Genomic DNA, 19,268 nt, shown 5'->3' on the forward strand with positions numbered 1-19,268 from the left:
TCTCTCAGGTCGTGAACATGCGGACGTGCCGAAGCGGCCCGCGTGAGACCGCGACGTCGATGAAGGGTGTGAAGCTCGCCGGCAGCGCATTCGGCGGCGGCGCCTCCGCCAGCAGTTCCGCCAGCAGACCGCGCGCGGCGGCCTGGCTTCGCTGCGCCTCGATATGGCCGACGATGCCGAGCCGCACGGCGGCGCTCACGAGGCCGGTCACGAGCGTCCAGCCTGAGACCAGTTCGGCTGCATCCAGGCTGAGTCCCGCGTCCCGGCCGACGACCGCCTGCATGACCGCCAGATGGCCGAGCCTGCCATCCGACGACACAAGGCCACGGTAAACAACCGAGAGCGCGCCATCGAGCTTGACCCAGACCCCAAGCAGCGCCCTGCCCGCCCGTCGTGATCCTTCCCGCATTTCGGCCGAAGCTGTGGCCGCCTCGGCCAGGCGGTCCACGCCAGCGATGGCGACGCTATCCTCCGCCCGGAAGGCTTGGCGCAACAGAATGCGGTCCATGCTTGCCCAGCGGCGCGCAAGCTGATCCGCAATGATCCGATCCAGTTCGCTGCGATCGGTAACCATGCCGTCCGCAGCAAGTCCTTCCAGCCCCCAGGAGAACGCGAAGCCGCCGGCTGGGTAGGCACTATCCCCGAGCTGCAGCAACGCCAATGTCTGAGATCTGTCAAACAGCATCGCTCTCCGCGATCTCGCCCGCCTCGAGCAGCGGCCTGATGCGTGCCCGGTAAGTGTCGAGCGGCCCGTCGAGCAGGACGACAAGAAGATCGCCCTCGAAGCGGACCCGCCAATGCAGATTGCCGGCATTCCAGCCGAGCTTGAGTGCCGCCGCCTGGTCGACAGGTTTCAATCGCCAGCACGCCTGCTCGCCGAAGCGGGCAATGACGGCGCGATCGTGTTCGAGAAAAAGCAGCGCCCCATCCTCCAGCTGCTCGTCGCGGTCCAGGCTGACGGCGCAGTCGGTTCCGCGATCGGTGGTCAGGCGAAACCGCTTGCGGCCAACGTCGGACGGCGGCACGAACAGCAGTTCGATCCCGCCGTGATGCTCGATGTGGTGGAGACGACGCGCATAGGCTGCGTCGTCGGATCTTCCGATGATGCCGTGAAGCCGTAACGTCACGATGCTCTCCCGCAATTGACCCAGCGCCCGCTTACCGGACCGTCGCCGACACCTCCTTCGAGGTCACAAGTATGACTTCGCCATCCAGGATGGGTTTGGCGATCCCGAAGAAGGTCGCGACGACCGCCGAGCCATTGTGGCGATCCATCGCGGCCTTGTCGGCGAAGCGCTCGTAGGTCGTGAACACGCACGGGTCTTCCTCGCTCTGCGAAATGAAGAAGCCGATCGTCTCCGGCTCGTTGGCGGCGACATGGGCCGCGACGGCGACGAGTGCGTCGCGCATCACGACCTCATGGCCGGCCTTCGCCCTGATGACGGCGGTGATCGTGATCATCAGAACTTCTTCCAGTCGCCGTCGGCTTCGAATGCGCTGGCGGCCTGGTAGATCGTCGCTTCGTCGTAATCCTTCGCAATCAGCATCAATCCGACCGGCAGGCCATCCGAAAGGCCGCAGGGGATGCTCATCGCCGGATGGCCGGTGACATCGAACGGACTGGTCGTCGCCGTCATCTCGAATGCACGCTGAACGATCTCGGAGAGCGGCGCGTCCTTGGCCGGTATCGGCGTGGCGACACACGGCAGGGTCGGCATCAGCAACAGGTCGTAAGAGCCGAACACCGCGTCATAGGCAGCCTTGGCGGCGATTGCGATATTGCGCGACTTGGCATAGTAGCGGCCGCGGTAGTGGCTGACGCCCCACTGCCCGACCAGCATGGTGAGCTTGAGCGTCTCCGACAGGTCGTCGGCGCGGTTGCGCCAGCTGGAATGGGCGTCGAGCAGGCCGACGTCATAGAGGCCCTTCCAGTTGAAGCCCATGCCGTTGCCGATCATCATCTGGACCAGGAAACCTTCCAGCGTGATTGGATTCCAGGCGGCGAGCGCGTGCAAATGCTCCGGTATCGAGACCTCCGACACGCTGGCGCCGAGCTTGGCGAAGCGCTCTGCGCCCGCCCTCACCTTCTCGACGACGCCCTCCTGCATGTTCGAAACGGCGAATCCTTCCTTGAGGACGCCAATCTTCATGCCCTTCACGCCTTTGCGAAGCATTTCCGTGTAGCTCGTGACCTTCGGTGCGTATTGGCGGGGATCGAGTCCGTCGGGCCCGGCGAGCACCTCCAGCAGCAACGCATTGTCGGCAACGTTCGCCGTCATCGGGCCAGTGTGGTCGATGGTGGATTCGATCGGCATCACGCCCGTGTAGGGTACGAGCCCATGCGTTGCCTTCATGCCGTAGATGCCGCAATAGGACGCGGGGATACGGATTGAGCCACCCTGGTCGCCGCCGATCGACATGTCGACCTCACCGGCGGCAACCAGCGCAGCGCTGCCCGAGGACGAGCCGCCGGCCGAATAGCCCATCTTGAGCGGGTTATGGACCGGTGCGGGATGGGAGGTATGGCTGCCGCCCGAGAGGCAGAAATGCTCGCATACGGCCTTGCCGACGATTGTGCCGCCGGCATCGAGAATGCGGGTGACGATGGTCGCATCGGCGGCGGGAATGAAGCCTTCGAGCGTCGTCGAGCCGTTCATCATCGGGACGCCGGCCAGGGCGACGTTGTCCTTCAGCACAATGGTGCGGCCGGCGAGCTTGCCGCTAGACGCGCCCTTGACCTCGGTCTTGATTGCCCAGGCGTTGTACTTGTTGTCCTTCGGCATGGGCTTGGCGCCAGGCATGCGCGGATACTTGACCGGCGGCAGGGGGTTCGGCAACTCGTCGATGACATCATACGCGTCGAACATCCCGCCCATCAGCGCCAGATATTCTCCGGCCTCCTCGACCGTCATGTTCATGTGCAGGCTTGCAGCGAGTTCGGCGACGTCTTCGGCAGTTGGGCGTTTGATGGACATGAGTGATCCTTTCTTGTGAGGACAAGCTTGGTGACAACAACAAATCAGCGATAGCAGCGGCGCGGCGTAGCCGCGTCAGACTTTGAATCTAGGTTGGATGCATGGCAGCGTCCCGTGCCAAGAGGCTTTCCCGGTCGAGCTCTTCCGTGATGCGTCCCTTCTGGATATTGAGAACGCGGTCGGACAGCGACGTGATGAATTCGAGATTCTGCTCGACCACGATCAGCGACATGTTCCAGCGCTTTTTCAGCGCAAGCAGGGTCTCGATGATCTCTTCGATAATCGACGGCTGGATCCCCTCGGTCGGCTCGTCCAGCAGGATCAGCCGGGGCTTCGTGCAGAGGCACCGTGCCAATGCCAGCAATTGCTGCTCACCGCCTGACAGAGCACCGCCGCGCCGGTCGAGCAGCCGCACCAGGCGCGGGAAGTCCTGCAGCACGGTGTCGATCACCGAACGGTCCTCCTTAGGCGCCGCCGCGAGGCCCATTCGCAAATTCTCGAGGACGCTCAAATCAGGGAAGATCTCCCTCCCCTGCGGTACTAGCCCGATTCCAAGCCGGGATCGCTCGTGCGGCTTGAGATGGGTGATCGTCTTACCGGCGAACACGACCGAACCGCTCGTGGTTGGCAGATGCCCCATCAACGCACGCAGGGTCGTGGTCTTGCCCATCCCATTGTGGCCGAGAATGCCGAGATACTCACCATCCTGCACCGACATGTCGATGCCGAACAGGATCGGAATGCGGCCGTAACCGGAGCGCAAGTCCTTGACTTCGAGGAGCGCGCTCATGCCGCCACCTTCTTGCCAAGATAGACGTCGCGCACACGCTGATCGGCGAGAACCCTGTCCACGGTGTCTTCGACCAGCACCCGGCCTTGATGGAATACAGTCACCTTCTTGGCGATTTGCTTGATGAATTCCATGTCGTGCTCGACGACGATAATCGCCCTGTCCTTGTTGATCTCGCGAATGATCGCGGCAGTGTGAAGCGTTTCCTCGTCGGTCATCCCGGCAGCGGGCTCGTCGAGCAGGATCAAGTCCGGTTCAGCCGCGAGCACCATGCCGATCTCCACCCACTGGCGCTGACCATGCGACAGCGTCGCTACGATCCGGTCGGCATGGTCTGTCAACCGGATCATCTCCAAAACGGCATCGACCGCGGGCCCTTGGGCTCGCGGCGTCGCCTTGCGACGGACGGCGAGCCAGATGTTCTCACGGACCGAGAGGCCGTTGAAGACATTGGGCACCTGGGTCTTGATCCCGATCCCCATACGAGCGATCTCGTGCGACAGCTTGCCGGCGATCGGCTGCCCGCGGAACGCAATCGCACCCGAAGTCGGGACGAGCTGTCCGGTCAGAGTCTTGAAAAAGGTACTCTTGCCGGCGCCATTTGGGCCAATCAGGCAACGCAGCTCCATCTCTTCCAGCGTGAAAGTGATGTCATCATTGGCGACCACACCGCCAAAGCGCATGGTGAGGTGCTCGGCCTTGAGCAGAGGTACAAGATCCGCCATGGTTATTCCGCTCCGGCCATGTGCGACGCCACCGCCGATGGTGGTGCGCGCTCGTCTGCAAGCTGCGCTTTCGGCTTTGGCTCGGGCACGAGCCGCATCAGAAGATCGCGCGCCGTCGGCACCAATCCCTTGGGCAGCAGCAGGACGAATACGACGAGCACGGCCCCGAGCACGAGATTCGAATTCAAGGCCTGTTGCGAACCAATGTAAGCGATGATGTACTCGATCAGAACGCAGCCAACGATAGGTCCGAGCAAGGTGCCAAGACCGCCGACCGTGATCCAGATGATGATTTCGGCCGACAACGACAAGCTGAAGATGGTCGGGCCGACAAATGCGCCCCAATTTACGTAGAGCGCGCCGGCGAGTCCCGCAATCGCACCGCTCAGGATGAAGGTCAGTAGCTTGACCTTGCGCGGGTCATAGCCGAGCAGCGAGGCACGGACCTCGTTCTCGCGCACGGCCACCACGATGCGGCCTGCCGGGAGAGACAGCAGAAGGCGTAGCAGCAGGAAAACTCCGAGCAATGCCCCGCCTGTCACCCACCAGGATTGCTCCGGTGACAGAATCTGGTCCGGATAGAACGGCACGTTGAAAGTCGGCACTGCCGGCATGCCGTTGAACCCGCCGAGCAGCGCCTTGCCGATCCTGTACTCGTCGCCGGACGTGGAGTTGACGCAGTTGAACAGGATCAGGGTGACGGTCAGCGTGATCACGCCGAGATAGACGTCGGAGATGCGGCCGAAGAAGATGAAATAGCCGAGGATCGCGGCGAACAACGACGGAACAACGATGGCGAGCAGGATCGACGGCGTCGAGTCCTGGAAATTGACCGCGGCAATCGCGTAGGCATAGCCGCCGAGGCCGAAGAAGGCCGTCTGGCCGAACGACAGAATGCCACCAAAGCCCCAGATGAAGGCAAGGCTCAGCGCCAGCACCGCCATTGCGGCGAACAGCGTCAACTGCATCATCGCGAACAGCTCGACCATGCTGGGAATCAACACGATGGCAACAATCGCAAGAAGGACGGCAACCGCCTGTGCCGCGAGGCGAAAGCGGATGGGCATTACAGATTCCCCTTGAAGAAGCGGCCGGAAATGCCCTGCGGCAGCAGACGGATCAGGACGATCGCCGCCGTGAACACGAGGACTTCGCCATAGACAGGCGTCGTGAAATAGGCGCCGATCTGATTGACCGCGCCGAACAGGCTCGCCGCCGACATCGTGCCTGACAGAATGGCGGCGCCGCCACCGACGACCGTCATGAAGGCTTTCGCGACGTAAGCACCACCCATGCCGGGTGTGATACCCGAAACCGGAGCCAGCAGGCCTCCGGCGAGCCCCGTGACTGCCGCCCCTACCGCGAACGTGCTCATATAGACTCGCGCCGGATTGACGCCGAGCGTGGCTGCCATCGCGGGGTTCTGCATCGTGGCGCGGGCGATCAAGCCGAAGCGGGTGTAGCTCATGACGCCGTAGATCAGAGCCATCATCACGATCGCCATGCCGGCCAGGAATAGCGTGTAATAGCTCGATTGATACGACCCGATCGAGAAACCGCCGAGTGGCGTCGGCACGCCCTGCTGCGTGTTGCCGTAGATCGTGGTGATGATGCCGATGATGAGAAGGCTCAGCCCCCAGGTCGCGAGCATCGAATCGACGAGGCGGCCATAAAGAAAGCGAATGAGACAGCGCTCGATGACAAGGCCGACCAGACCGACGAAAATCGGCGCGACGATCAGCATCGCGATCCAGATGTTGACGCCCGCATTGGCTGATATGACCGTCGCATAGGCGCCGAGCATGATGAACTCGCCATGAGCGAGATTGATGATCTTCATCATGCCGAAGATGATCGCCAGTCCGAGGCACAACAGGAACAGCGACGATATTCCGTTCAGGACGTCGAGCGCGACGATGAGGTAGATCGCCATTCTTGAATTCTTTCGGTCTCTTGATGCTGCGGGCCTCGCCGGCTGGCGAGGCCCGGAACTCGTCAGAGATTGATGATGTACTGCTTGGTGTCGTTCGGGTTCTTGACGAGATCGCAGACACTCGCAGTATCGGCCGGCTTGACGTCGGAGTAGCTCTCCAACACCGACCACTTGCGGTCCTTCACTTCGGCGAGGAACGCGTTGCGGGTGGTGTGATGGGTCGGCTTGTCGAGCGAAACCTTGCCGCTCGGGCCGTCGAAAGCGATCCCGTCCTCCAGCGCCGCGATGACCTTCATCCTATCGATGCTTGCGGCCTTCTTCACCCCGGCGGCCCAAAGCATGACGCCCTCATAGGTGCAGGCAGCCAGTTCGCTGACATAGGGTGAGTCGGGATGAGCCTTCTTGATCTTCTCGACGAAGCTCTTCGAGGCCGGCGTGGTGAGCTCCTCGAAGTAACCGTATGCGCCGAGAATGGAATCGCTCTCAGCCGCATCGAGTGTGCTGGGCTCGTTGACGAGACCGAAGGTGGTCGACGCGATCGGAATCTTCCCTTTCATACCGGCCGAAGTCCATTGCCGGTAGAACGCGGTATGATTGCCGCCTACCAACGCAGACAGGATGAGGTCGGGCTTCGCCGCCTGGATCTTCGAGATGGTCGTGCCGAAATTGGTGACGTCGAGCGGGAAGAAGTCGGTCGACAGCACTTCGCCGCCATTGTCCTTGACGTACTTCGTCATCCACTTCGCGGTGATCTGGCCGTAATTGTAGTCGGCGGCAATGATGTAGGCCTTCTTGCCCGCCTTCTTCATCGCGCTCGGTACCAGCTTCTCCACGGTCTGCGCGGGTGTGGTGCCGGTGCAGAACGTATTGCGATCGCAGACGCCGCCTTCGTAGAGCACGTTATAGAAGTACAGCACCTTGAACCGATCGAAGGTCGGACGCACCGCCTCGCGCGATGCCGAGGTGATGCCGCCGTGAACGACATCCACCTTGTCCTTCACCGCAAGCTGCTGGGCAAACTGCGAGTACATCTGGATGTTCGACTGGGTGTCGTAGTGGATCACCTTCAACGGCCGGCCGAGCAGTCCGCCGCCGGCGTTGATCTCATCCACGGCAAGTTGCAGCGCGTAGACCATTGGCGTGCCGGAGGCCGCGATCGGACCAGACTGGTCGTGCAGGCTGCCGACGACGATCGGGTTCTCGGCGCCGAACGCACCGGAGCGAAAAATAGCCGGTGCCGCGATCAACGTCGTCGTGGCTAGGGCCGAGTGCCGCAGGAAGCGGCGACGGGAGAAAGGCATAGACGTCCCCATGTGTTTTTTGATACTGAAAATATTAAGAATACAATATTTGAAAAAGCAAGTTATTTATCGACGCGCAATGATCGAGAAGTCGTAGCCATCGACCTTGGCGAGATAGATAGGGTGCCGGCTCCCGACCACGGATTGTGCTTGATCCCCTCGCGCCGTGCGCTGCTGGAATGTTCGGCCATAGAGGCGCGTCAGCTTGCGCGCATCCAGGCTGGCAGCTTCTTCGATCAGGGCCGCGAGCGAATAGATGCCCTCGTAGCAAGATTCACCAAAGGCATTCACGGGCGGCGGACTATCGCCGAACGCCATATGGTAGCGCTCCAGGAACGCACCATTGTTGCGCGAGCGGATCGACGCATAATAGCTCGAAGTGGCGTAGAGATTTTCCGTTTCGTCCACATCAAGTCCGTACGCGACGGTCTCGTCGATTGCCGAGGAAAAGCGCAGCACGCGCGAACTCAATCCCGCCGCACAGAAGGCCCGATTAAATGCGATGCAGTCGCCCCCGAGGAAATAGGGAAGAACGACGTCCGAATGCGTGACTTTGATCCGGTCCAGCATCTCGTCGAAGTCATGCTGGCCAACGGGTAGGTAGCACTCGCCAGTGACCGTCCCGCCAAAGCGGCCAATCAAGGCGCGCGCAATCTGAAGCGATGAGCGCGGCCATACATAGTCATTGCCGCAGAGGAAATAGCGGCGCGCATGCCTCGATTCCGAAAGCCATTGGATCGCAGGAGCCAGGAGCTCTTCAGCGGTTTCGCCGGTCGCTAAGACGTCCGGCGTCGAGCGGCCCTCGAACTGCGGGGTGTATATGAATGGAACACGGCCGCGGGACGCGCGCGCCACGAAGTCGCGTGCAAAACTGGGCAGCATACCGACGATGCCGTCAACGCCATCAATTTCAATTGCATCGCGCGCGGCCCGGCCGGCGCTCGCGCCAGTTTCTCCGGCATTCACGATACGCAGCTCGACCGGACGGCGAAGAATGCCGTAGATCCGGTTGATTTCGTCGACAGCCAAGCGCCCGCAGGCTTCGGCTGAAGGGGCCCACAGTCCCGCTGCACCGCTTTGGGGGATGAGCAGACATATTCGAACACTACGCAACGGTGGCGTCTCCGGGCTTCCGGACAGACCACTCACGAATCGTGCCAACGGCGATCCGGTCTCGGCGAGACCCGTTTTGCAGCGAAAGCGGCCCGGCCGGGAGGGAAATTGCCGCTTCCTTCGCCGCGGAGCGCAATAACCGCCCATTCATTGAGCAACCGGGAGTACATCTGCTTTCCACTTGCTCCGCTTTATATTCCAATGCAAAGGTTGAATTATCAAATAAACTCCGCCGAGGACCAATAGAGTGGATCTTCCCGACCTCATCCGGGGCGTGAACCGCCTACTCGAGCAGACGCTCGAGGCGGAGCTCAAGCCAAGGGGCATGTCTGCTCACCAGTATCGTGTGCTCGAGGCGCTGACCGAACGGAACGGACTGCCTATGGGCGATCTGGCAACCCGCCTCTTTGTCGATAGTCCGACGCTCACAAAGATTATCGACAGGATGGTGCAGTCGGCCGAAGTTTACCGCGGCCCTGATCCGAATGATCGACGCAAGGTTCTGATCTTCCTCTCGCGCAGAGGAGCGGCGCATTTCGAAGATATTGGTCCACTGATCTCGTCCATTCAGCAGGACATCCTGGACAGGCTCGGCGCATCAGATGCCGCTGCTTTGACGAGCCTGCTCTCCGAACTGCTCGGTGGCTCCGTCTCTTCCCGTCCACGAACGTTTCGCGGACGCGAAAGCTTGAGCTACGATGATAAGGCTGCTTCGAAATGAACAGCGCCAGTTGAAAAGCCGTTTCGCACCTCACTCTCGCGCCGTGACCATGCGCCACAGCGTTTCCGCGAGCACCGCATAGCCCTTGTCGAGCGCGTCCTGTGTTGTGAATTCACGCGGATTGTGACTGAGTCCGCCCTGACTCGGCACGAAAATGAGCGAGGCCGGAACGCGCTTTTGGATCGCCAAAGCGTCGTGGCCGGTGATGGTCTTGAAGGTCTCGATTTTGAAGCCGAGATCCCTTGCCACGGAACGGACCAATTCAACTCCATCCCGATCGAGCGAAGAGGCGGATCTCTTCTCGTCGGCAGCGATCGAGATGCCGACTCCAATCTCGCGAGCCTCGCGTTCGATCCGCTCCAGAAAACGGTCGCTAATTGCGACGACCACGGCTTCGTCTTCGTGTCTGATCTCGAACCAGACCCTGGCCTGGCCTGCGACCACATTTGGCGAATTCGGGTAGACGCTGATGCGCGCCGCGGAGGCGTGCGCGCCGGCGTTTTCGCTGGCCACTTCGACGTAGAGGGCTTCTATCGCACGGGCCGCCGCGCGCAGGGCGTCCCGGCGCAACGGCATCGGCATCGGTCCCGTATGCGAATAGTCGCCCTCGAAGACGACCGATATTTTGCGCGTCATCCATGCGCCGGAAACCGCGGCAACGTCCCCTGAAACCTGCTCGAGCCGATCGCCCTGCTCGACATGAAGTTCCACATAACGTACCGGGCGATATTCGAGTGGAGTGACGCCACAATAGCCGATTGCAGCCAGCGCAGCGCCGAGCGTGACCCCGTCACCGTCTGTACAGGCATAGGCATCCTGCAAGCTTAAGCCGCCGGCGAAAACGGAGCTACCGGTCAGGCTGGGCTGAAACCGAGCGCCTTCCTCATTGGTCCAGTTCGCAACGGCCAAGTTGCGTCTCGCGGCTCCGGGGTTGGCAAGACAGCGCCCCCTAACCTCTTCAACCGCAAGGAGGCCTGCCAGCACACCATAGGCACCATCGTATCGACCACCCGTCGGCTGGGAATCGAGGTGCGAGCCGGTGATCACAACGTCGTTCGACCCAGGTTCAATAATTGCGACGCCGAACATGTTGCCAATCCCATCGATCCTCGGGACGAGGCCGCGGTTACCGATCTCGCGCAAAAAGAGGTCCCGCGCCTGCTTGTCAGGTGCGGTCGCTGCAAGCCTGCAGACCCCGCCATCATCCGTCGCGCCGATGGCGGCAAAGCTCGTGATGAGATTGCGTAACTCGGTCATGTCCTATCCAAATGGGCGATCCAGTTCTTCAGCTCCGACCGGCCTTGCATCCATGGACCTGAACGAGCCCCTCAGGCCGGCGCGATCGCGCCCAACTCCTCGTCGCAAGCGGAGATGAACATATCTGCATGGTCGGTGCCGAAACACAGAGGCGGGCGAATCTTCAGCGTGCTGCCGAATGGTCCGGCAGCGCCGATCAGGAAGCCGCGCTGGCGCAGGCGGTTAATCAGCGTGATCGCGAGCTCCGGCGCCGGTTCCATGCTATCGCGATCAATGACCAGCTCGAGGCCGATGAACAGGCCGGCGCCGCGAACATCCCCGATCTGGATGCGACGATTGCCGATCTCAAGCAATCCGTCCATCAGATGACGTCCAACCTCGCGCGCATTCTGCAACAGGCCCTCGTCCTTGATCACGTCGAGCACGGCAAGCCCTGCCGCAGCGGCCACCGGATTGCCGCCGAACGTGTTGAAGTACTTCACGTCCGCGGCAAAGCGATCAAGCAGCGGCGCACGCAGAGCGACGCCTCCCATCGGAAAGCCGTTGCCCATGGGCTTGCCCATGGTCACGATGTCGGGGACGACACCATGGCGCGCGAAGCCCCACATTGCTGCACCGGTGCGACCGAAACCGGGCTGCACCTCGTCGGCGATGAACACCCCCTGGTGTTCGTGGACGAGCTCAATGGTCGGCGCGAGGAAGCCGGCGGGTTCGGCGTAGACACCATCGCTCGAAAAGATTGTGTCCACCAGCAGCCCAGCAAAGCCAACACCGCTTCGCTCGAGATCGGCAATCGCCGCCGCAACATCGTCGGCGAAACGTCTGCCGGGATCACCGACAGGATTGCGGAACATCTCTGGCGCCGGTACCACCCGCACATGGGACGGCGATGGCTGGCCGGGACGTGAGGACGGCGATACGTCGGTCACGGCTGCGGTGTTGCCGTGATACGCCGTCTCCGTGACGATGAAGCCGGCCCGGCCGGTCGCGACCGTCGCGATCCGCAGCGCGAGATCGTTGGCCTCGCTCCCGGTGCACGTCAGCACCAGATGACCGATCTCGGATGGAAATGTCGCCAGCAGGCGCTCCGCATAGGCGTCGACGACGTCGTTGAGATAGCGCGTGTGGGTGTTAAGCATGCCGACCTGGCGGCGAATGGCCTCGACGATTCGAGGGTGCGAGTGCCCGACCGACGGGACGTTGTTGTAGAGATCGAGATATCGGCGACCCTCGACGTCGAACATGTAGACGCCTTCGGCGCGTTCCATCCGGATCGGCTCCTGGTAGAACAGGACCGAAGCCTTGCCGAACGATCGCAGTCGTCGTTGCACCTGCTCCCCGAGTTCGGCGCCGATCGCCGACGCCCGGCTCTGGTCGAAGGCGTTCAACGCCAGAATTTCTCGTTCCTGCTTCACCGCACGCCTCCTCTGACCGCGCCTTGCGCAAGTCAAAGCGACCGCTGCAGCGATCGTGCCGCAGCCATTCTACGGTCAGCTTGGAGAAATGTGCGAATTCCCACAACGTCGAGCTGCACGGAGGCAAGAAACATCGGAGCCTCAGACATCCAACCTCGCGCCTCTAGAAATATACAATCAATATCAATGCAATACTGGCAAGCGAGTCATGACCTGCAGAGATAGTGTGCATGTGGCTGCCCAAAATTTGAGGGACTTGCCACATAATTAGTGTATCTTTCCAAGCCGCCGCGAGAAAGACTTCCTCGTCCCGACGGCCGAGGCAGATGAGGACATCTGAATGACGAGCGAGCCGCTACAGACCAGTGACGCTTCCGCGGCCGACAAACGGCCGCGAAAGAGCGATGGCGATCGCCTCTCGAAGCTGGCGCGACACAAGCACATCGTCGCGCAGCTCACCGCCGCCCCTACTCTGCGCGCCTCAGAGATTGCGGCGGTGCTTGGCGTCTCCGGCGAAACCATACGTCGAGACCTAGTGGAGCTTCAGGAACAGAAGCTCATCAACCGAACCTATGGCGGCGCTTCGCGCCCGTTTGCGCTCGAGCCAGCGCTCACCGATCGCAAGGCGCTCATGATCGCCGAACGCGAAGCGATCGCCGCCGTGATCGCCGACCTCGTTCTGCCGAACGAAGTGCTGATGCTGGCCGCCGGCGCCACGACGTTTCATGTCGCCAGACGACTGGCTTCGCGCGCGCGCGACATCACGGTGATCACGCACGACTATGCGATTGCGGGCGCGCTCGCGGTCAATCCATCGATCCGGGTGCTGTGCTGCCCGGGCCGCTATCACCCGGCCGAAGGCTATGTGTTCGGCACCCAGACGATCGCCAACATCAACAGCTACGAGGCCAACCGCGCCATCGTGAGTGCGACAGGCATCAGCGCCCGGGGCGCCAACGATGCAGATGACGAGGCCGGCGCGATCTACGGCGCGATGGTCAAGCGCGCCGCGGAAGCGATCCTTGTCGCCGATCACAGCAAGTTCGACCAGCGCGCCCTGACCGTGTTTGCGCAATGGACCGATATCGACCGTCTGGTTACCGACCGGCAACCGGAAGGATCTCTGGCAACGGCACTCCGCGAAGCCGGAACGGAGTTGATAGTTGCCCAACCCTGAGAAAGACCAAACCATGGCAAGCCTCACATCTCTTGCGTCTCGCGAGGAGTTCCTTGATGGTGACGGTGACGAGGGTCCTGCACCGCATCAGCGAACCAGGATTGGACGCCTGGATCTCGAACTCATCGAGCCGCATCAAGCCTTCACCCGCAGCTGGAAACGCACCTCCAGCATCCTCGATGCGTCCTATGTGCTGGTATTTCCCCTGACCGGATGCGTGGCATTCAGCCAGGACGGCCGCGTCGCCATTGCCCGGGCCGGCGAATATGTCCTGCTCAGCGAACTCGCCTCCTACGAATTGTCGTCCGACAAGAGCGCGCGCTTTCTGGTGCTGCGGATCCCGGCCGCGGAGCTGCGCGGACGCCTCGTCTCGATCGAGGATCATGTCAGCCGGCGCTTCAAGCCGAACGAACAGATGACCCGCCTTCTGGCCGGAATGATCGGAAGCGTGGCCGAGTTGTTCATCGAGTTTCCGGCGCCGAATCCGCAGGCGCTCGCGACCGAAGTTATCAGCTTCGTGGCACTCACGATCGGCTCGGAGGACCGGGGCGCCGCCACGGACGTCCGCAATGCGCGCTATCATCTGCGCCGCAGGATCGTCGATTTCATTGAAAGCCATCTCGGCGACCAGTCGCTGTCCCCGAAGAAGATCGCGGCCAGCAGCCGCATCTCGCTGAGCTATCTCTACAGCCTGTTCACGGACAACGAGACCACGGTCAGCCAGTTCGTGCAGACCAAGCGGCTGCAGCGCGCCTACGAAATCCTGGTTGCTGATCCCAGGGGCCACCGTACCGTGTCGGAGGTCGCCTACGAAGTGGGATTCAAGAACGTGTCGCACTTCTCGCGCTGCTTCAGCCGTCATTTCAAGGTGGCCCCGCGTGACGTTCGCCAAGCCCCGGAAGCGGGATCGCAGCCGGGCGCAAATACCCGCACCGCCGAACCGAACGGATCGTCCTCGCCGCGAATAGCCTCGTCGCGAAGGGCTTTCGGGTCCCCGTATTGGGACGTCAACAAGCAAGAGCTTCGCGAGACGGTCTAGAGCCGACATTCCCAAGGCCAGCCGTTGCGCCGCTCATGCGCGACGTGCTTTCCCATGGAGCCATGCATTGGACGATATTCAAGACCAGATTTCCGCGAACGAACTCGCGTCGTTCTTCCATGAACTCGCCGACGTGGCCGGCCGGATCGCGCGGACCCACTTTCGCTCCAGCGTCGATTTCGAACGCAAGCAGGATCTGACGCCGGTGACGATCGCCGATCGCACGATCGAAGTGGAATTGCGGCGCCTAATCGGCGCGCGCTTCCCCGATCACGGCATTCTCGGCGAGGAGATGGGATCGACCCCGGGCGATCGCTACACCTGGTATCTCGATCCGATCGACGGAACGAAAAGCTTCATTTCCGGAATGCCGCTGTTCGGCACACTTGTCGCGCTTGCCGACGAGCGCAAGGGCGCGGTCGTCGCCGGCATGATCGACATGCCGGCACTGGCAGAACGATGGTACGGCACATCGCGCGGTGCGACGTTCAACGGCAAGCCGGCCAAGGTGAGCCGCACGGCGAGATTGGAGGACGCTCAGATCTATACATCATCGCCGGACTTCTTTACGCCGCAGGACTGGGCCCGCTACGACATACTGAGCAAGAAGGCCATGTTCCGGCGATTTGGCGGCGATTGCTATCAATATGGCCTGCTGGCGTCCGGCCATTGCGATCTCGTCGTAGAGACGTCGCTCAAGTCGTTCGACTTCATGGCATTGATCCCCGTGGTCGAGGGGGCCGGCGGAGTCATCCGTGACTGGGATGGGCGGCCACTCACGCCGGACTCCGACGGGCGCGTAATCGCCGCGGCGAACGACAGCCTGCTCAAGCAGGCCCTGAGCGTCCTAAAGCAATAGGCACAAGAGGCGGCCGGGGCCGCCTCACACCAGCCGCAGCCAGCTGTCCCAGCGCGGGTCATACATCACGTCGTGGGCGCGCATGTATTTCCAGACGCCATACTTTTGGTAGTCGAAATCCCAGCTGTTGAGCTTGCGGTTGACCACCGCCCATGAGGCCCACTTCATGTCCGCGAGCGCACGGTTGAGAATGACGCGCGCGATCATCTGCGGACGAACCTCGCCCAGATATTGCTCGATGAGCGATTCCGTCAGCTTCTCGTCAAAGAACATCTCGGCAAACAGCACGCCGAGCTCGTAGCTGCGCTCGTTGTTGGAGGCAAATTCGTAGTCGATCAGCTTCATTGGCCTCGGCGCGCCGGCCTCCGCCGAAATGAGGAAATTCCCCGGCATCGGGTCGTTGAAGCACGGCACGAGGTCGAGCCCGGACGCCAGGAAGGCCGACTTGGCCTGATTGTAGCGGTGCATCAGCCAGGGCATGTCCTGCGGGAAATGCGCCCCCAGCTCCTTGCCCTGCTCGATGTGTTCCTCGATCATGTCGAAGATCGTCTTGGTCTGGCCGAGCTTGGGGCCGCCATGCAGACGGCGATAGAGATCGAGAACGTCGGACTGGATGGCGGCATCGCCGAAATCCGCATTCGTGCAGGCGCGATAGCCCTCCAGAAATTCGCTGATCTCCAGCCCGTCCGCCGCGTCGAAGAAGATCACCTCCGGCCCGACACCCATGGCATGGGCATTGCGCGCGGCCTCGTTGGCGGTGACGCGATCGATGAACATTTCCGAGCCCTCGCCCGGCACCTTGACGAAATAGCGGCGCCCGTCGCCGGAGATCTCGACAAGCCAGTTCTGGTTCGACAGGCCGCCGACCAGCGGCGCATAGGTGCCCTGCTTGCCGCGCCATTGCGGAACGCGGGCGATTGCGGCTTCGAGGTTGCGTTCGTGAACTGTGGTCGCCTCGCCAACTTGTCTGCGAACAGTCATGCGATCCTCCGAAGCATCTCGCCAAAGCGGGGCTCCCGAACCACCATGCGGCAGCGCACGAAGCGCCAACTGGCGAATTTGTAGAACTCCAGCGTATTGCGTGCCGATTTGGCGGCAAGCAGCGCGCCGATCAATCCCCAGCGCAGATCGTCAGCCACGCCATAAATCCGTGCACGGTTGAATGCCCCCTCCTCGAACGTCCCGGTGCTGCGGGTGAAGACGTCGCGCGCCTCGGGCTCCTGTGCACAGGCCTCGACGAGGAAGCTGCCGATATCCTCCAGCGGGTCGGCCGTCGTCGCGCGATCCCAGTCGATCAGACGAACCTCGCCTGCATCACTGATCAGGATATTCGAGACATTGCCATCACCGTGGATCGGCACCGCCGCGATATCAAGCGACCGGAACGCGTCGGCCGCAAACCGCAACTCCTTGACCAGCCATTCGGCGTCCGACGGCAACTGGGCTTTCGCGGCCGCCGCAGCAGCATAGAAATGCTCGATCTCGTCAAAGACGGTCTTGCGGCGTGGCAGCGGTGGTCCGGATTGAAACAGGCGCATCGCCGCAATGACGGCGTCGACGATGTCGGGCTCGAGCATCCGCTCCAATGTGCCGACCCGCCAGCCCTGGTTGAGATCCTCCATCACCAGCAGGCCTACATCCGAATCGGCCATGAGCACCTTTGGGCCGATGCCGAGATCGGATGCACGCTGCGCCGCCTCGAAGGCGCACGGCACGTCGATATAGAGCTCCGCATCGCGATCCATGGCCTTGATAAAGATGCTGTCACCACCGCCTTTCCGGGTGGCGCGCCAGGGAAAGCCGTCGACGCCTCGCCAGCTTGGCGAAGCCAGGATCGGGATCGCGGGTTCGATCACGATGTCTTCGGACCCCCATCCAGGGAGCCCGGCAATGAAATTCCGGATGATGGCCAGTTCCGTTCCAGATTGACTCATGGTGACTTCTGATCTCTTGCGCTTGCCGTCTGGCCGACCTTCATGTCCGCCAAATTTGATCAACCAGATTTTGATCAGGCAGATTTTGATCAAGACAGATGCAAAAGGGATGCCTCGCGCTCCACCAAATCATGCCGTTGAAGCAGCGGCCCTACCCCAACGCAGGCTATGTTCGCTATCCGGGACAGTGATCCGGGACGCTACCCATTGAGGCCACTATGTCTGCTGCAGAACTGATCGGGATGAGCCTTGCCGAATTGACCGGCGCTTATGCCTCGCGCGCGCTATCGCCGGTGGAGGTGCTGCGGGCCACAATCAACCATTCCGAGAACGTCAATGGCGCGATCAACGCCCTGTTCAGCTTCCGTCCTGAGCAGGCCATGGCCAGCGCGCGGCAATCGGAGGCGCGATGGAAGGCGGGAGCTGCGCTGGGTCCGCTCGATGGCGTTCCGATGACCGTCAAGGACAGCGTCGCCATGGCCGGCTGGCCCTATTTTCACGGTATCGGCGCCAACCGCGCCCTGCCACCCTCAAACTACGATTCACCACCGGCCATCGCATTGCGCGAGGCCGGGGCGGTGATCTTTGCAAAAACCACCATGCCGGATTGCGGCCTTATGGCGTCCGGCATCAGCTCGCTGCACGGCATCACTCGCAACCCCTGGGGGCTTGCCTGGAACACCGGCGGCTCGTCGGCCGGCGCCGGCGCGTCGGTCGCGGCCGGTGCCGGATATGTCTCCGTCGGCACCGACATCGCGGGCTCCGTCCGCCTTCCGGCCGCGCATTGCGGCCTCGCCGGACTGAAACCCACCCACGGACGAGTGCCGCATCTGCCGGCTGACACCATGCGCATGGCCGGCCCGATGGGTCGCAGCGTCGACGACATCGCCCGCCTGCTGACCGTGCTGACGCGGCAGGACGAGCGCGACACCTGGAGCCTCCCCGCCGACGGCATGCGCTATCACGAGCGCCTCGGGCGCGATGTGAAGGGATTGAAGATCGGCGTCCTCACCGACATGGGCTTTGGCATGAAGCCCGAGGCGGCCGTGCGCGAGACCGTCGAGGCGGCCGGACAGCTGCTGGCCGGAGCTGGCGCCAGCGTCGAACCGTTCGTCTCGCCGCTCGATCATGACGCCTACGAGGCCATCGACCTGTTCCTGCAGGTCCGCGGCTATCTCGAATACATCTCCCTGCCCCCACACGGCGACACGCCAGGCGATATCAACCCCTACGTTCGCGCGTGGTCGCTGGGCGGAGCGAAGCACTCAGGCATCGACCTCTACCGCGCCTTGGGCCGGATCGCCAAGATGAAGGCGGCGCTGCTCGCGGCCTTCGAAGGCTGGGACTATGTCATCTCGCCGGTCATGCCGGTGGTGAACTTTCCGGCGGAGGAGCCTGGCGTCTCCCGCGAGATGCCGCTTGAGCACACGCTGTTCACGGCCATGTTCAACCAGACCTGCCAGCCCGCCTCCACGGTCAACATGGCGTTCGATTCCCGCCATCTGCCGATCGGCGTGCAGGTCATCGGCCATCGCTTCGACGATCTCGGCGTGCTGCAGGTGACCAAGGTGCTGGAGGACATGCGGACCGTCAAGATGGACTGGCCGTTCAAGCCGCGGCCCTGAGGCCTCCAGGGCCGGACAAAAAAAACGTCGAAAACAACCCCATGCACAGTAGAGAGCCGCAAGCGCCCCTTGCGGATTTTACGAAATACGTTTGACACGTCGGGCAAAACACTGGCATGATGTCATCGTCACACTTTGCGATTTCGTTTTACGGAATGTCCACCCCTGCTCCTTGCCGGCGTCGTGCCCTACCGCGCGAGCGGTTTAGTCCTATGATCCCAAGCTGACTTACGCTGCTCGAGGCTATGAGCCGTAGCTCTCGACGAGGGATAGCCCGACGAAGCGTCACCGTCGAAGCACCCAAGCAGATGATGCGGTCCAAGCCTGTGCACAGTGTTAGCCGAGATGAGTTAAGCCGGCAGCGACAGGTCGGCCGTTGTAGCATCCCCGTGCGAACTTCGCCC

Annotated in this window: 19 protein-coding genes; 5 read left to right on the forward strand and 14 right to left on the reverse strand. The window is 62.1% G+C overall.

Annotation, left to right across the window (positions count from 1 at the left end; all coding sequences use genetic code 11):
• Positions 1 to 4: 4 nt before the first annotated feature.
• The 10 genes from FNV92_RS22740 to FNV92_RS22785 form a co-directional block, all read right to left on the reverse strand.
• Complete coding sequence (locus tag FNV92_RS22740; RefSeq protein ID WP_244623651.1) at positions 5 to 685, reverse strand: urease accessory protein UreF; 681 nt, start codon at positions 683 to 685, stop codon at positions 5 to 7.
• The gene (gene ureE, locus FNV92_RS22745) at positions 675 to 1,127 is read right to left on the reverse strand and encodes an urease accessory protein UreE (protein WP_244623650.1); all 453 of its coding nucleotides are present in this window, start codon (positions 1,125 to 1,127) and stop codon (positions 675 to 677) included. The genes FNV92_RS22740 and ureE overlap by 11 nt, the downstream gene beginning before the upstream one ends.
• 31 nt (positions 1,128 to 1,158) lie before the next feature.
• Positions 1,159 to 1,461, reverse strand: a complete 303-nt coding sequence (locus FNV92_RS22750) for a putative quinol monooxygenase (protein ID WP_015687032.1) — start codon at positions 1,459 to 1,461, stop codon at positions 1,159 to 1,161.
• Positions 1,461 to 2,975, reverse strand: a complete 1,515-nt coding sequence (locus FNV92_RS22755) for an amidase (protein ID WP_143844470.1) — start codon at positions 2,973 to 2,975, stop codon at positions 1,461 to 1,463. Before FNV92_RS22755 ends, FNV92_RS22750 begins: the two co-directional genes overlap by 1 nt.
• 88 nt (positions 2,976 to 3,063) lie before the next feature.
• The gene (locus FNV92_RS22760) at positions 3,064 to 3,765 is read right to left on the reverse strand and encodes an ABC transporter ATP-binding protein (protein WP_015687034.1); all 702 of its coding nucleotides are present in this window, start codon (positions 3,763 to 3,765) and stop codon (positions 3,064 to 3,066) included.
• On the reverse strand, positions 3,762 to 4,490 hold the full coding sequence (locus tag FNV92_RS22765) for an ATP-binding cassette domain-containing protein (RefSeq protein ID WP_015687035.1): 729 nt from the start codon (positions 4,488 to 4,490) through the stop codon (positions 3,762 to 3,764). The genes FNV92_RS22760 and FNV92_RS22765 overlap by 4 nt, the downstream gene beginning before the upstream one ends.
• A gap of 2 nt (positions 4,491 to 4,492) precedes the next feature.
• A complete protein-coding gene (locus FNV92_RS22770; RefSeq protein WP_015687036.1) occupies positions 4,493 to 5,557 on the reverse strand; it encodes a branched-chain amino acid ABC transporter permease in 1,065 nt (354 codons plus the stop codon).
• Entirely contained in the window at positions 5,557 to 6,423 is an 867-nt protein-coding gene (locus FNV92_RS22775; protein ID WP_015687037.1) for a branched-chain amino acid ABC transporter permease, read from the reverse strand. Before FNV92_RS22775 ends, FNV92_RS22770 begins: the two co-directional genes overlap by 1 nt.
• Positions 6,424 to 6,485: 62 nt before the next feature.
• Positions 6,486 to 7,724, reverse strand: a complete 1,239-nt coding sequence (locus FNV92_RS22780) for an urea ABC transporter substrate-binding protein (RefSeq protein WP_015687038.1) — start codon at positions 7,722 to 7,724, stop codon at positions 6,486 to 6,488.
• A gap of 66 nt (positions 7,725 to 7,790) precedes the next feature.
• Positions 7,791 to 8,837 (reverse strand): substrate-binding domain-containing protein, encoded by a 1,047-nt coding sequence (locus FNV92_RS22785; protein WP_143844469.1) that lies wholly within the window; start codon positions 8,835 to 8,837, stop codon positions 7,791 to 7,793.
• Positions 8,838 to 9,084: 247 nt separating this feature from the next.
• Here FNV92_RS22785 and FNV92_RS22790 point away from each other — a divergent pair, with 247 nt between their 5' ends.
• Positions 9,085 to 9,558 (forward strand): MarR family winged helix-turn-helix transcriptional regulator, encoded by a 474-nt coding sequence (locus FNV92_RS22790; protein ID WP_143844468.1) that lies wholly within the window; start codon positions 9,085 to 9,087, stop codon positions 9,556 to 9,558.
• Positions 9,559 to 9,588: 30 nt separating this feature from the next.
• Here FNV92_RS22790 and FNV92_RS22795 read toward each other — a convergent pair whose 3' ends face one another.
• A complete protein-coding gene (locus tag FNV92_RS22795) occupies positions 9,589 to 10,815 on the reverse strand; it encodes a Zn-dependent hydrolase (RefSeq protein WP_143844467.1) in 1,227 nt (408 codons plus the stop codon).
• A gap of 71 nt (positions 10,816 to 10,886) precedes the next feature.
• A complete protein-coding gene (locus FNV92_RS22800; protein ID WP_143844466.1) occupies positions 10,887 to 12,230 on the reverse strand; it encodes an aspartate aminotransferase family protein in 1,344 nt (447 codons plus the stop codon).
• Between the two features lie 340 nt (positions 12,231 to 12,570).
• Here FNV92_RS22800 and FNV92_RS22805 point away from each other — a divergent pair, with 340 nt between their 5' ends.
• The 3 genes from FNV92_RS22805 to FNV92_RS22815 all read left to right on the forward strand — a co-directional run bounded on the left by FNV92_RS22805 (position 12,571) and on the right by FNV92_RS22815 (position 15,305).
• Positions 12,571 to 13,407 carry a DeoR/GlpR family DNA-binding transcription regulator gene (locus tag FNV92_RS22805; protein WP_143844465.1) on the forward strand — a complete coding sequence of 279 codons (837 nt, stop codon included), beginning with the start codon at positions 12,571 to 12,573 and terminating at the stop codon, positions 13,405 to 13,407.
• A gap of 13 nt (positions 13,408 to 13,420) precedes the next feature.
• Positions 13,421 to 14,446, forward strand: coding sequence for a helix-turn-helix domain-containing protein (locus FNV92_RS22810; protein WP_143844464.1), 1,026 nt, complete (start codon positions 13,421 to 13,423; stop codon positions 14,444 to 14,446).
• Between the two features lie 67 nt (positions 14,447 to 14,513).
• Positions 14,514 to 15,305, forward strand: coding sequence for an inositol monophosphatase family protein (locus FNV92_RS22815; RefSeq protein ID WP_143844463.1), 792 nt, complete (start codon positions 14,514 to 14,516; stop codon positions 15,303 to 15,305).
• A 24-nt stretch (positions 15,306 to 15,329) separates the two neighbouring features.
• On the opposite strand, the gene FNV92_RS22820 is transcribed toward FNV92_RS22815, so the two are convergent.
• On the reverse strand, positions 15,330 to 16,286 hold the full coding sequence (locus FNV92_RS22820; protein ID WP_143844462.1) for a choline/ethanolamine kinase family protein: 957 nt from the start codon (positions 16,284 to 16,286) through the stop codon (positions 15,330 to 15,332).
• Positions 16,283 to 17,332, reverse strand: coding sequence for a phosphotransferase (locus FNV92_RS22825; protein ID WP_244623649.1), 1,050 nt, complete (start codon positions 17,330 to 17,332; stop codon positions 16,283 to 16,285). Before FNV92_RS22825 ends, FNV92_RS22820 begins: the two co-directional genes overlap by 4 nt.
• A 125-nt stretch (positions 17,333 to 17,457) precedes the next feature.
• Between FNV92_RS22825 and FNV92_RS22830 the strand changes: the two genes are divergently transcribed.
• Entirely contained in the window at positions 17,458 to 18,864 is a 1,407-nt protein-coding gene (locus FNV92_RS22830) for an amidase (RefSeq protein ID WP_143844461.1), read from the forward strand.
• The last annotated feature ends 404 nt before the right edge of the window (positions 18,865 to 19,268 follow it).

Source organism: Bradyrhizobium cosmicum (assembly GCF_007290395.2).
Lineage (GTDB): Bacteria > Pseudomonadota > Alphaproteobacteria > Rhizobiales > Xanthobacteraceae > Bradyrhizobium > Bradyrhizobium cosmicum.